General features: G+C 64.0%; 8 protein-coding genes. 3 read left to right on the top strand and 5 right to left on the bottom strand.

All coding sequences use genetic code 11. The annotated features are described in order from the left end of the window. The coding region (locus AC30NL_RS03750) for a [protein-PII] uridylyltransferase family protein (RefSeq protein WP_489462671.1) at positions 1-1357 on the bottom strand (1357 nt) is incomplete at its 3' end. Between the two features lie 138 nt (positions 1358-1495). Here AC30NL_RS03750 and AC30NL_RS03745 point away from each other — a divergent pair. Both AC30NL_RS03745 and AC30NL_RS03740 read left to right on the top strand, forming a co-directional pair. Next, the gene (locus AC30NL_RS03745) at positions 1496-5623 is read left to right on the top strand and encodes a YhdP family protein (RefSeq protein WP_489462670.1); all 4128 of its coding nucleotides are present in this window, start codon (positions 1496-1498) and stop codon (positions 5621-5623) included. Positions 5624-5633: 10 nt separating this feature from the next. Next, positions 5634-6449, top strand: a complete 816-nt coding sequence (locus AC30NL_RS03740) for a carbon-nitrogen hydrolase family protein (RefSeq protein WP_489462669.1) — start codon at positions 5634-5636, stop codon at positions 6447-6449. A gap of 242 nt (positions 6450-6691) precedes the next feature. Here AC30NL_RS03740 and AC30NL_RS03735 read toward each other — a convergent pair whose 3' ends face one another. After that, a complete protein-coding gene (locus AC30NL_RS03735; protein WP_489462668.1) occupies positions 6692-8095 on the bottom strand; it encodes a leucine-rich repeat protein in 1404 nt (467 codons plus the stop codon). Positions 8096-9045: 950 nt separating this feature from the next. On the opposite strand from AC30NL_RS03735, the gene AC30NL_RS03730 reads away from it, so the two are divergent. Further along, the gene (locus tag AC30NL_RS03730) at positions 9046-9681 is read left to right on the top strand and encodes an NAD(P)H-dependent oxidoreductase (protein ID WP_489462667.1); all 636 of its coding nucleotides are present in this window, start codon (positions 9046-9048) and stop codon (positions 9679-9681) included. A 491-nt stretch (positions 9682-10172) separates the two neighbouring features. Here AC30NL_RS03730 and AC30NL_RS03725 read toward each other — a convergent pair whose 3' ends face one another. The 3 genes from AC30NL_RS03725 to AC30NL_RS03715 form a co-directional block, all read right to left on the bottom strand. After that, the gene (locus AC30NL_RS03725; RefSeq protein ID WP_489462666.1) at positions 10173-10514 is read right to left on the bottom strand and encodes a hypothetical protein; all 342 of its coding nucleotides are present in this window, start codon (positions 10512-10514) and stop codon (positions 10173-10175) included. 56 nt (positions 10515-10570) lie between these two features. Further along, positions 10571-10789: a hypothetical protein gene (locus AC30NL_RS03720; protein ID WP_489462665.1), complete on the bottom strand. Its 219-nt coding sequence runs from the start codon at positions 10787-10789 to the stop codon at positions 10571-10573. 229 nt (positions 10790-11018) lie between these two features. Next, a complete protein-coding gene (locus AC30NL_RS03715; RefSeq protein WP_489462664.1) occupies positions 11019-13637 on the bottom strand; it encodes a DNA topoisomerase III in 2619 nt (872 codons plus the stop codon). Between the last annotated feature and the right edge of the window lie 134 nt (positions 13638-13771).

The raw sequence follows: 13771 nt of genomic DNA, 5'->3' as shown, positions 1-13771 counted from the left end.
TGTCGGAGCGCAGTGCAAGGCGCGCCGACGAGTCATGGCCGTCGCTATGGCGAGGAGGCGCAACGCCGCAATGCGCTTCGAGAGCAAGCGAGCAGCCGACATTGGTGGCTTGACGCGACACCAGGCCCAGGCTGCGCGCGATCCATGCCAAGTCGCCGTCGACCGTCGGCAGCAAATGCGTCTGCTGGTCGTCGAGGAACTGGATGCGATGCTCGACGCGACGCAAAAAGGTGTAGGCCTCGGCCAGCCGTTTGGCACTGTCTGGCTTCATCAGCCCGCCTGCGGCAAGCTTGTCGAGCGCCTTCAATGTCGATCGCGTGCGGATCTCGGGGAACTGCCCGCCGCGCACCACGAGCAGCAATTGCACGATGAATTCGATCTCGCGAATGCCGCCTCGCGAAAGCTTCACGTCGTTGGCCCGCTCGGGCCGACCAGCGGCGCGCCGCTGCGCTTCGTCGCGCACCTTGCGATGCAACTGGCGCAGTGCCTCGAACACGCCGTAGTCGAGATAGCGCCGGTAGACGAAGGCCGCAACCATCGAACGCAAGGCCAGCGCACGGCCATTGCGAACGCTCGCCAGCGGGGCGACGACCCGACTCTTCAGCCAGGCCAATCGCTCCCATTCGCGGCCTTGCACCTGGAAGTATTCCTCGAGCATCGCGAGGCTGACAACCGGCGGACCCGAATTGCCGTTGGGCCGCAGCGCGAGATCGACTCGGAAGACGAAGCCGTCTTCGGTTGTATCGCCGATCAGCGTGTAAAGAGCGCGCGCCATTTGCGAAAAGTATTCGTGCGCCGAAATCTGCTGCGGCCCCGTCGTCTGGCCGCTTTCTTCGTACACGTAGATGAGGTCGATGTCCGAGGACACGTTCAGCTCGCGCGCACCGAGCTTGCCCATGCCGACGACCCAGAAGTCGATGCGTTGGCCGGTCTCGTTCAGCGGCTCGCCGTAACGGGCGTCGAGTGCGACACGGGCCTGTGCGAGCGCCAGATCGAGCGTGGCCTCGGCCAGTTCAGTCATCGTGAGCGTGACGGCTTCCATCGCCGCGTTCTGCTCGATGTCGAGCACGGCCAGCCGTTCCAGCACGAGCTGGCGGGCCACGCGAAGGGCCGCACCCAGAGGGCGCCCCGCGAACTGGAGTTTTTCGATCAGCGTGATGATGTCGTCGCGCCGCGGCAGGCCGCTCGGCAACAGTGCGAGTTCCTGCACATAGCGACGGCGGATGCGCTGCACGAAGCGACTATGGTCGGCGCGCGCGGCGGGCGCCTCAACAGGAAGAGCGCCGGCGGGTGGGGCCGAGAGCGGGGTCGCCGGCAACAGGGATTCGGGCAGCGGCAGGTCAGGCAGGGAACCCATGGGACGTCCGTGAGTCACTGCAGGAATGCCCACGCATGGGATGCTGACGGGGCATCAGCCAAACGCGGTGAAAATGCCTGCAACAGACGGCCTGTTGCCGCCCACTCGTTTCGCCGGTTTCGGCCCCCCAACTCATTCATGTCCATCGTTGCGCCTGTCACTGCCGCTGGATCAGTGCCGCTCACCCGCCGAGCCTTGGTGACGCGGCGTTTGCGCTGGTTGGCGCGGGTGTTGACGGGACTGGTCATTGCGGCGTGGAGCTTATTGCTTATCGCCTGGCTGACACTGCACTGGGGGATTTTGCCGCACATCGAACAATGGCGACCGCAGATCGAACAGCGGGCGAGTAGCGCACTCGGGGTTCCTGTACGGATTGGCAACATCAGCGTCCGATCGAGTGCGTGGATACCCTCCCTCGAGCTCAAAGACGTGGTGCTGGAGGACAAGCAGTCACGTCCCGCCCTGCAGTTGCCGCACGTGGTCGCCGCCCTGTCGGCGCGATCGCTGCTCGTACTGGAGCTTCGTTTCGAGCAGTTGTTCATCGACGGCGCGCAGCTCGAAATCCGCCGAGACAAGCAAGGCCGGGTCTTCGTGGCCGGGTTGGAGGTGAACAGTCCGAATCAGGGGGGCGACAACGACGCCGCTGACTGGTTCTTCAACCAACCCGAGTTCGTGATCCGCAACGGGTCGCTCAACTGGACGGACGAGCAACGGGGCGCGCCGACCCTGTCGTTGTCCGATGTGGATCTCGTGATCCGCAACGGCTTGCGCAGCCACGAAATGCGCCTGGATGCGACGCCGCCGGCTGCCTGGGGCGAGCGATTCAGCCTGCGCGGGCGGTTCACCCAGCCGCTGCTCACCGACAGCGGCGACTGGAATCGCTGGAGTGGACTGCTTTTCGCGCAATTGCCTCGCGCCGACGTGAGCGAGCTTCGCCGCTACGTGAGCCTGCCCTTCGAGCTGAGCGAGGGCGACGGCGCGCTGCGCGGCTGGTTGAACGTGCGCGACGGCAAGATGCTCGCCGCGAGCGTGGACCTGGCCTTGCGCGAGGTGACCATGCGCTTGTCCAAGACCGTCGATCCGCTGGTGTTGGAGCAAATCGAAGGCCGGCTTTCCGCACAACGTGGGCCCGAAGGCTGGTCGCTGGCCGCAAAGCAGTTCGGCTTCGTCACCGGCGACGGCATTCGCTGGCCGCGTGGCGACATGTCCGTGCACTGGAATCAGGTGGAAGGCCAGCCGCCCATGGGGGGTGAATTCGCGGCCCAGCGGCTCGACCTCGCGCTGATGGCACAGGTGGCCTCGCGCGTGCCGCTGGGCGAGGCGGTGAACAAGCTGCTGATCGAACTCGACCCCAAGGGCGTTGCCCGCGACCTGTCGGCCCGATGGACGGGCCCCCTGGATGCGCCCACGGCCTATCAGGTGAACGGAATGCTGTACAGCCTGTCGCTCGCAGCCAAGCCCGCGGCCGAGGCGAACGGCGTCGGCCGGCCCGGCCTGCACAACGCGACCATCTCGCTCAACGCCACCGAAAAGGGCGGCAATGCGAAGCTGAGCATGAACGACGGCGACCTCGACTTTCCCGGGGTGTTCGCGCAAAGCGTCGTCCCTTTGAACCAGATGAGCGCGGCGCTGCAATGGCACATTGACTCCGCAAAAACGGCGGGCACGCCATCCAAGGTGTCGCTGCAGTTGAAGGACATGAAGTTCGTCAATGCCGACCTGCAAGGCGAACTCTCCGGCAACTGGACTACCGGCCCGGGAACAGGCTTCGCGCGTGGCGGGCGTTATCCCGGCCGGATCGAACTCAACGGCAAGGTGTCGCGCGGGCTGGCCACGCGCGTGGCGCGCTACCTTCCGTTGGGCATCCCCGAAGACACGCGAACCTACGTCACGCACGCCGTCAAGAGCGGCAACGTGAGCGACATGACGCTGCGGGTGAAGGGCGACCTGTGGGACTTCCCCTTCAACCGCCTGACCAATCCGAAGGAAGGCGAATTCCGAATTGCGTCCCATGTGGACGATGTGAACTTCGCCTACGTGCCCAGCATTCCCGCCAGCGGCTCGCGACCGGCCTACGACTCTCCGTGGCCTGCGTTCACGAAGATGCGCGGGGAACTCATTTTCGACCGCGCGACCATGGAAATCCGCAATGCGCAGGCGCGCGTCTACGGCGTCGATCTCACCAAGGTATCGGGAGGCATCCGCAACCTCTCCGAGCGTTCGGTCCTGACGATCGAAGGCGGCGCGCGCGGGCCCTTGCAGGACATGCTTCGCTACGTCGATGCCTCGCCTGTCGGCACGTGGACGAACAAGGCCCTGTCCCAGGCTGTGGGCACGGGCATTGCAGATCTGAAGCTTTCGCTCTCGATTCCGTTCGCCGACGCCGATCATTCGACGGTCAAGGGCAGCATCGCCTTCGCAGGCAACGATATCCGCATCACGCCCGACACGCCCCTCCTGGGCGCGGCCAATGCGCGGGTCGACTTCACGCACAAGGGCTTCACCATCGTCGGCGGCATGGCGCGCGTGCTGGGCGGCGACGCGAGCTTCGAGGGAGGCACACTCGCCGACGGGTCGTTGCGCATCTCGGGCCAGGGCATTGTTACCGCCGACGGCTTGCGCCGAGCCAGCGAGCTTGGAGGACTGACGCGCCTGGCAACTGCTTTCGCAGGACAAACGGCCTACCGGATGACGTTGGGCATGAACCACGGGCATGCCGAGCTCGGCATCACGAGCTCCCTCGTCGGCATGGCTCTCGATCTGCCGCCACCCTTGCGCAAGTCTGCCGATACCGCCTTGGCAACGCGCCTTTCGACCTCGGTCGCGCCCGATTCGCTGGCGACTGGCCAGGCGGCGCGCGACACGCTGCGCTTCGAACTCGGCAACCTCGTCAACGCGCAGTACGTGCGCGACGTGTCGGGCGAAAAAGCTCGCGTGCTGCGCGGAGGCATCGGTGTGATGGAGGCTGCACCTACGCCCGTGTCGGGCGTCGCGGCCAATATCAATCTGACCAGCGTCAACACCGACGCGTGGGAAGCCGCGGGCAACAAGCTGGCGGGGCCTGTGTCGACGAACGCTGCGTCCGATTCGCCCGCCGGTGGATACATCCCGACGATCTTCGCGGTCCGTGCGCAAGAGATGGTGACCGGCTCGCGCCGCCTCACCAAGGTCGTGATCGGGGCATCCCAGGAAGATGGACTCTGGCGCGCGAACCTCGACGCCGAGCAGCTCAATGGCTACATCGAGTACCGCCCCGCCCGTCGCGGCGCGAGCAGCGGTGCAGCGGGACGCGTGTTCGCGCGGCTGTCGCGCCTGTCCCTGCCCAAGAGCGACGCGGACAACGTCGAGACGCTGCTAGACCAGCAGCCGACCAGCGTGCCGGCGCTCGACATCGTGGTCGACGAGCTCGAGTTGCGCGGCAAGCGACTCGGGCGGGTGGAGATCGAGGCGCTCAACCGCATCAGCGGGGAAGGCCGCGACACGTCTCGCGAATGGAGACTGACACGGCTCGCGATGACCACACCCGAAGCGAAGTTCGTGGCCAACGGGCAATGGATTTCTTCCCACGTGCCGGCGCGGCGCCGCGCCGTGCTCAACTTCAAACTCGACCTCGCCGACAGCGGCGCACTGCTCGACCGCCTGGGCACGGCCCAGGCAGTGCGCGGCGGCAAGGGCAGTCTCGCGGGGCAGGTGTCGTGGCTCGGTTCGCCCTTGGCGCTCGACTACCCGAGCCTGTCGGGACAGGTGAACGTCGCCATCGACTCAGGCCAATTCCTCAAGGTGCAGCCGGGCGCAGCGCGGCTCCTGAGCGTGCTGAGCCTGCAGTCGCTGCCACGTCGACTCGCGCTCGATTTCCGCGACTTGTTTCAGGAAGGGTTCGCCTTCGACAGCCTGACCGGCGACGTGAGCATCAACCAGGGCGTGGCACACACCAACAACCTCCGCATGCGCGGCGTGCAGGCAGCCGTGCTCATGGAAGGCAGCGCCGACATCGAGCACGAAACGCAGGACCTGCGCGTCATCGTCGTGCCTGAGATCAATGCGGGTACGGCGTCTCTCGCGTATGCGGTGATCAACCCTGCCATCGGGCTGGGCACCTTCCTCGCGCAATACTTCCTGCGCAAGCCGCTCGCGCAGGCGGGCACGCGCGAGTTCCACGTGACCGGCCCGTGGAGCGACCCGAAGGTCGACCGCGTGCAGCGCAAAGCCGGGGACCCCGCGCCGGACATCGACCCTGCTGCCACCGCCGAGACGCCAAAGCGGTGATGATCGCGGCATGAAAATCGCTGCACTTCAAATGGTGTCCACGCCCAGCGTGGAGCGCAATCTGGCCACCGCCCGCCGCCTGATCGCCCAGGCCGCCCGGGACGGCGCGAAGCTGGTGGGCCTGCCCGAGTACTTCTGCTTCATGGGACCGAACGACCGCGACAAACTCGCGATCGCGGAAGCACCGGGTGAGGGACCTATCCAGCAGGCTTTGTCGGATGCCGCGCGCGAGCATGAACTGTGGGTGATGGGCGGCACGCTTCCGATTCGAAGCGGCGAACCGGACTACGCATTCAACGCGAGCTGCGTCTACGCGCCCGATGGACGGCTCGCGGCGCGCTACGACAAGATGCATCTCTTCCGCTACGACAACGGGCGGGAGAACCATGACGAAGGCCGCGTGCTGCGTGCTGGGCCGGAGCCCGTCGCATTCGACGCAGGCGCGGTGCGAGTGGGTCTGAGCGTCTGCTATGACCTGCGCTTCCCGGAGCTGTACCGCCGACTGACTTTTGCGCCGGGCCAACGCCCCTGCGACCTGCTCGCGGTGCCTGCGGCCTTCACCTACACCACCGGCCGCGCCCACTGGGAACTGCTGCTGCGTGCACGGGCGGTAGAGAACCAGTGCTACGTGATCGCGCCAGCGCAGGGCGGCACGCACGAAACAGGTCGCCGCACCTGGGGACACAGCATGATCGTCGACCCATGGGGCGAGGTGCTGAACGTTCTGCCCGAGGGCGAAGGGGTCGTGATGGCGGAGATGGATGCGGCACGCATTGCGTCCGTGCGCGCGCAGCTGCCCGCGCTGGAGCACCGGCGCTGCATCTGATCACGGCCCGCTGTTCGTGCCATCAAAGTCGCAGACATGCCATGAATGCCTGAGACGTGCCAACAAAGTTTGAGACAGTAAGCCGCCCGGGAGGGTTCGCTTTGCGGCGGCGGCTGGTCATGCGAGCTGCCCTCGAAGGCCGCTTGTCGGCCATCTCCTGTCGTTCGTCGGCGTCACCTATCGGGAAGTCGACACAAGCGTACTCGTGCCGTTGTTCCTGAACGAGCCACACAGCGTGGCAGTCATAGCAGCAGCAATTCAAAGCGATTTCGAACTGCCTCCAGAGCTGCCCGGCCTGCTAGTCCTATACCGCAGTCGCGCACATCGAGCGAGGTGATCGAGGTGTTAGCCGCCAGGGCCTTCGCGCCCTCATCGCCGATCTTGATCTCACTCAGATTGAGCGAGGTGATCGATCTGTTGGCCGCCAGGGCTCGCACGCCCGCAGCGCCGATGTTTTTGTTGCCCTTCAGGTTGAGCGAGGTGATCGATCTGTTGGCCGCCAGGGCTCGCGCGCCCTTATCACCGATTCTGTTGTCTCCCAGGTGGAGCGAGGTGATCAAAGTGTTGGCCGCCAGAGCTTTTGCGCCCGCATCACCAATCTTGTTGAATTCCACGTTGAGCGAGGTGATCGAGGTGTTCGCCGCCAGGGCTTGCGCGCCCTCGGCGCCAATGTCGTTGCCCCCCAGGTTGAGCGATCTGATCGAGGTGTTGGCAGCCAGAGCTTTTGCGCCCGCAGCGCCGCAATAGATGTTCCACAAGTTGAGCGAGGTGATCGAGGTGTTAGCCGCCAGGGCTTGCGCGCCATCAGCGCCAATTTCGTTGTCGGACAGGTCGAGCAAGGTGATCGAGGTGTTTTGCGCCAGGGCTTGCGCACCCGCAGCGCGGATCTGGTTGTTGGTCAGGTTGAGCGAGGTGATTGAGGTGTTGGCCGCCAGCAGTTGCGCGCCCTCATTGCCAATGTCGTTGCGGCCCAGCCCAAGCGAGATGATCGACGTGTTGGCTGCCAGGGCTTGCGCGCCCGCAGCGCCAATGTTGTTACGTTTCAGGTCGAGCCGGGTAATCGAAGTGTTGGCTGCCAGGGCTCGTACGCCCGCAATATTGATCCCGTTGAAAGCCAGGTTGAGCGAGGTGATCGAGGTGTTGGTCGCCAGGGCTTGCGCACCCGCAGCGCCAATCTCGTTGGCGGTCAGGTTGAGCGAGGTGATCGAGGTGCTGGCCGCCAGGGCTTGCGCACCCGCAGCGCCAATCTTGTTGGCGGTCAGGTTGAGCGAGGTGATCGAGGTGTTGGCCGCCAGGGCTTGCGCACCCGCAGCGCCAATGTTGTTGGCGGTGGTCGCAAAAGCTTGCGCACCCCAATAGTCAATGACGTTGGCCAGGTTGAGAGTGGTGATCGAGGTGTTGCCAGCGAGCACCCGCGCCCCTTCATCCGGAATGGAACATTGTTGTGCCGTGAGCGATTCAAGCCTCGGCAAGTTGTTCAATTGCGCCCATCCAGCAGCGGTAATGTGTGGGGCAGAGATCACTGACAACTCGCGCAAGGAGGGCGGCAAGGCTTGAAGGTCCTCGTCGGTGAAATCACCAAGCCCGAGTTCATCACCATGGTGCAATGACAGCTTGGCGATTTTCGCGCTCTCGTATGCTTTCAAAGCGCGCGCCAAATCATCTGAATTCCGCACCATCAGGCCCTGCACGGATGGCTTACCAACGGCGGCGGCAGCGCGACAGACCAGGCGAAACGCCGACCTCGTGTCCTGATTCATCCTGCCGGCCACGTCCAACCACAACTCTGTTGGGGGGCCCGGAAGTTCAGCCGGTGGTGTACTTGTTTGTGCGGATGATGGGCTCGCCACGTCCGCCTGCGCCGTGGAGGCGGGCACACTGGCACGCCACGGCGGGCTATGGGAATGTGTGGCCCCCTCTGGATCGTCCTGCGAGGAGGCTGGACGAGCGGGAATACCTGCTGGCGGTGTGGGCCGAGGTCTCGTGCCGGCACTCGGCGCTGAACCACTTGATGCTTGGTCCTGCCCTTCGGTCTGCTGCGGATTGCGACAGCAGAGCAACGAACGCACGAATCGATCCATTTCGAAGTCTTCTCTTCATTGACTTGGCAAAATTGCCTCTGAAATTACCCGCACGAGCAAGCAGCGATGTCTCGCCTGCCACATGACTTGCGAAACCCGCCCCGTCGACCGGGCTCTGATCCCTTTGGCCACCGCATCGAAAGATCGAAAGGTGAATCGGGAGTGACCAAAGTGTGCCAGCGCAACTCCCAGCCGAGTGCTGCACAGCGAAGCGAATCTCCTTTAACCGAAAGCGAGATCGGACGAAGAACTCGCCTCGGCGCCATGCGGCGCCGCCCTCAGAATGGGACGCTCGATGCACGAGCATCGACACCAGGCAATGCAACGACGAGCAGGGGTCTTTTGGCGTGATGAGCGGGCATGATCGAAATACTCTCAGCCTCTCAGTCTTGCCCTTCCTTGGCTGACCGATCGGCTCTGCTACGGCGCGACTAACATAGCTGATGAATTCCTGCAGCCCACGGCTCTTTCTCGGGAGCATGGAGAATTCAGAAAACCACTCTCCCCCTCAGGCCATGAAAATCATCGAATTGCTCACGTGGCGCTATGCCACGAAGAAGATGGACCCGTCCCGTCCCGTGCCGCAGGACAAGGTTGATCGCATCGTCGAGGCTGCGCGCCTTGCGCCGACATCCAGCGGCTTGCAGCCGTTCGAGATAATCTCGGTGACCAATCCCGCTGTTCGCGTACAGATCCGCGAGATCGCCTGGAACCAGGCGCAGATCACCGACTGCTCACATTTGCTGGTGTTCGCGGCCTGGGACAACTACACCGCGGAACGTATCAACCACATGTTCGACTACACGAACGAGGTACGAGGCCTTCGCAACGAAGATTGGGAGAACTATCGCCAGCAGTTGCTCAATACCTATCCGAATCGTCCGGCGGAAGTCAACTTCCAGCATGCGGCGCGCCAAGCCTACATCGCCTTCAGCGCTGCTGTCATCGCTGCGGCCGAGGAACACGTCGACGCCACGCCGATGGAGGGCTTCGACCCGAATAAGCTAGACGACATCCTCGGCCTGCGTTCGCGTGGCCTGCGCAGTGCAGTAATGCTGCCGCTGGGCTACCGCCAAGCTGATGGCGACTGGCTGGTCAACCTGACGAAGGTTCGTCGGCCCCGCGAGCAGTTTGTCACCGAAGTGCGCTGATCTCTGTGTGCGGGCTCGGGTGGGCGCAAACGTGTTGCCTCCGGGCCGGCCACAGCGCTACAGGTGACTGCTACTGCGTAAGGCTCGGCAACCAGTGGGACTGCCCGGGAGCCGACTTTCATGACCGACCGGCAACGTGCCACGGCCGCCTCACTGCGGCGCACGCCATTCCTGTCGGTCAACTCCACATCGAAAGGCAGGAACAGCGCGTTGATGCGCTCCTTGTCGTAGGCGGGTTCAGGATGGGCCGGGTCTGGCAGGCGCAGCGCGGTGTTGGCGAACGCCAAGCTGTTGGCCGAGCCCAGCCCCCCGTAGATCACCGGCGTTCGCTTGCCGGCCCCGCCCCAGTTCGGGCGACCGCGCTGCCGTCGCGCCGCCGGTTGGCTTCAATCGCATAGACCTCGGATTCGGGTGCGTGGCCAGCGCCTGCTGGCGTTGATGCTCGTTTTCCAGCACCGTGCCCATGTAGAAGCCCAGGATGCGCCCCTTGCTCAGCGTGGGGTACTGGGCCGGTTCGGCACGGGCGAGAGTGCGGGGGACTGCGGCGCGTCGTCAACTAAATTGGGCTCCACGTTCAGGTCGAACATCGGCCGCAAGGGTGCGGCGGAGCCCGGCAGATCGACCCGAACGGCTTGTGCGGCGCTGGCTGACGATTCGCCGCGGGGCAGGGCGCCCGGCAGCAGCAGTTGGTTGATCTCCTGAATCAGCCGGAAGAATTTCTCCTGCTCCTGCGGGGTGACAAGCTCGCCGCAGACAAGTCCAAGCTCAACGGCTTGGCATCGGCAACGTCGAAGTCTTTGATCGCGTGGGGCACCGGCACGCGAGGTGTGCACCTATGCCATCCCCTCAAGACCCCACCACTCGTTGAAATCGACAACGACGGGGTGGGTCAATTTCGTAACTCGCCGATCTGCTGGAACGTGGTGCCGTCCTCATGCATCCATTCGTCGTCGGCGAGATCGCGTGCGGGAGGCCTGAGCGATCGCTCGTCGATCCTCGAACTGCTGATGACCTGCCAGCCGTCGTGGTCCCCGAGGGAGAAGAGGTTCTCGCGTTCATCGAATGTCACGTCCTTCATGGCAAGGGCATCGGCTACGTCGACGTGCATCTTCTGGCGTCGGTGGTGTTGACCGAAGGGGCGAGCCTCTGGACGCGTGACAAGAGACTGCGCATTGCGGCCGAGGATGTGGGCCGCACATTCCGAGTTCGCTGAAACCACCTTGGTTGTCGCTGCAATCCAGTTGACCCGCACTCCCGAGCGAAGTCCCAGCCGCTCTACGCTCGCCAGCGGCATTGTTCGGCAAGACCTCTGCGTCCGCGCGGATTCGCGCGTGTTCTCAGCCGACCGCCTTCTTCGCCGCGGCCTTCTTCGCGGGCACCTTCGCCGCCCTTGGCTCGAACTCGAAACTCACCTTGCCTTCCTTCTTGTCGTAGGCAAGCCGCGCCTTGAATTTGCGGCGGGTCTTGTTGGACACAAAGTTTTCGAAAAGGTCTGTTTTGCCTTCGACCAGGAGCTTGGTCATCTGCTCTCGCACGACCGGCTGCTGCAAGATGATCTTGCCGCTCTTGAAGTCGCAGGTCACGTGGGCGCCAACGCTGTTTTCGCACACATAGGACGTGCCAAGTTCGTAGACGCGGCCCTGGCACTTCGGGCAGGCGCCCAGGCTTTCCTGGTCCGAGAAATCGACGGGCTCGCCGGATTCGCCATCTTTCTTCGCGTCCTCTCCGAAATCGAACTCGAGCTTCCAGTTTTTGATCTCGTCGTCGTAGCTCAACTTCAGCTCTGCCGTGAAAGGCCAGCCGGCCTTGGAACGGAAACCTTCGAGCGGACCTATCTTCTTGTTGGCGAGGAAGGCTTCCACCTCGGCGAACTCGAAGCTACGCCCCCCCGGGATCTTGCTGATCGAGAAACCGCAACCTTCAGTGTCTCCCGCGGCGCCCGAGGGGCTGCCTCCCTGCCCTTTGCCGGTACAGGAGAAGCGGCGATAGTTCTCCTTCACTACGCCGCCGCAATTCGGGCATGGCGTCTTCAGGGTCGCGTAGTCGCCGGGGATGGTGTCGCGGTCGTATTCCTTGGCCTTGGCGACGATGCGCTGCGTCATCGCGGCGATCTCGTCCATGAACTTCGTGCGGCTCAGCTTGCCCTTTTCCATCTCGGCCAACTGGAACTCCCAGTTGCCGGTGAGTTCGGGCTTGGTGAGCTCTTCGACCTGCAGGCCGCGCAGCAGCGTCATCAACTGGAAAGCCTTGGCCGTCGGGATCATTTCACGCCCCTCGCGGTGCATGTACTTTTCCATCAGCAGGCCTTCGATGATCGCGGCTCGCGTGGCCGGCGTGCCCAGGCCCTTTTCCTGCATGGCCTCGCGCAACTCGTCGTCGTCGATCAGCTTGCCCGCCCCTTCCATCGCCGACAGCAAAGTCGCTTCGGTATAGCGTGCGGGCGGCTTGGTCTTCAGCGCGAGCACATCGACGTGCTCGGTGCGCACCATCTCGCCGGCCTTCACCGCCACGAGGTTTGCATCGTCTTCCTGCACCTCGCGGCCATACACCGCCAGCCAGCCGGGCTTGACCATCACCTTGCCGTTGGTCTGAAAGCTGTGGCTGCGCCCCTTCGCGTTCACGGTACTGATTCGCGTGGTGACCATGAATTCGGCCGGCGGATAGAACACTGCGAGAAAGCGCTTGACGACCATGTCGTAGAGCTTGGCCTCGACCTCGGTCAGGCTCTTGGGCGCCTGCAGCGTGGGGATGATGGCAAAGTGGTCCGAAACCTTCGCGTTGTCGAAGATGCGCTTGTTGGGCTTCACGTAGCCCTCGTTCATCGCCTTCTTCGCATGCGCCGACAGCGGGCGCAACGGGCCGGGCATGTCCTCGTCGGACAGCATCTTCATCGTCTGCTTGACAACGTTGACGTAGTCCTCGGGCAGGAACTTGCTGTCGGTACGCGGGTAGGTCAGCACCTTGTGCTTCTCGTACAAGGCCTGCGCGATGCTCAGCGTGGTCTTGGCCGAAAAGCCGAAACGCGAGTTGGCTTCGCGCTGGAGGCTCGTGAGGTCGTACAGCGCCGGTGCGCTTTGCGTGCTGGGCTTGGCCTCTTCGGTGACGCTGGCCGGCTCGCCGCGCACGGCTTGCGCAATGGCCTGCGCATCGGCCTCGGTCCACACGCGGTCGGCGCGCAACTCGGGGTCGTCGGGATTTTTCTTCCACTTCGTATCGAACCACTTGCCGTCGTATTCGCCAGCCTCGGCCGCGAAGGTGGCCTTGATTTCCCAGTAGTCGCGCGACACGTGCTTGCGGATTTTTTCTTCGCGCTCGACCACGATGGACAAGGTCGGCGTCTGAACGCGGCCCACCGTCGTCAGGAAGAAGCCGCCGTCGCGCGAGTTGAAGGCCGTCATCGCACGGGTGCCGTTGATGCCCACCAGCCAATCGGCTTCGCTGCGGCTGCGCGCGGCGTCCGACAGGCCCAGCAACTCTTCGTCGCTGCGCAATTTCTCGAAGCCGTCGCGAATGGCCTGCGGCGTCATGCTCTGCAGCCACAAACGCCTGATGGGCTTGTTGATCGGCGCTTTGGCTGCGCCGGCAAACTGAACGATCAGGCGAAAGATCAGTTCCCCTTCACGGCCCGCGTCACAGGCGTTGATGAGTTGCGTCACGTCCTTGCGCTTCACGAGCTTGACGACTGCATTGAGCCGAGTCTTGGCCTTCTCGATGGGTGCAAGGTCGAAATGCGGCGGAATGACAGGCAGGTTCGCGAAGCTCCACTTGCCGCGCTTGACGTCGAATTCCTCCGGCGCCTTGATTTCCACGAGGTGACCCACGGCCGACGTGACGATGTGCGTGTCGTTCTCGAAGTACTCGGCAGCCTTCTCGAACTTGCCGACAACTGGCGTGAGTGCACGAACGATGTCCTGTGCGACGGACGGCTTTTCAGCAATGATCAATGTCTTAGTCATGACAGCACCTCGCTTGCGGAGTTCCGCGGTGTTCCGCGATCGATCCCCCGAGGGGATGGCGCCCGCTTGGGGCGGCCCGGCGCTCGGGCGTCATGACAGCCCCTCGCTCGCGGAGTCCCGCGATCGATCCCCCG

The sequence above is a fragment of the Rhizobacter sp. genome, assembly GCA_021153565.1.
Lineage (GTDB): Bacteria > Pseudomonadota > Gammaproteobacteria > Burkholderiales > Burkholderiaceae_C > Albitalea.
Note: the sequence above shows the minus strand (reverse complement) of the source record. Positions and strands in the feature narration are given on the sequence as shown.

Excerpts from the sequence above, each read along its gene's own strand:
- AC30NL_RS03740 (WP_489462669.1), top strand. The coding sequence starts at position 5,634 with ATGAAAATCGCTGCACTTCAAATGGTGTCCACGCCCAGCGTGGAGCGC.
- AC30NL_RS03730 (WP_489462667.1), top strand. The coding sequence starts at position 9,046 with ATGAAAATCATCGAATTGCTCACGTGGCGCTATGCCACGAAGAAGATG.
- AC30NL_RS03720 (WP_489462665.1), bottom strand. The coding sequence starts at position 10,789 with ATGCACGTCGACGTAGCCGATGCCCTTGCCATGAAGGACGTGACATTC.
- AC30NL_RS03745 (WP_489462670.1), top strand. The coding sequence starts at position 1,496 with ATGTCCATCGTTGCGCCTGTCACTGCCGCTGGATCAGTGCCGCTCACC.
- AC30NL_RS03715 (WP_489462664.1), bottom strand. The coding sequence starts at position 13,637 with ATGACTAAGACATTGATCATTGCTGAAAAGCCGTCCGTCGCACAGGAC.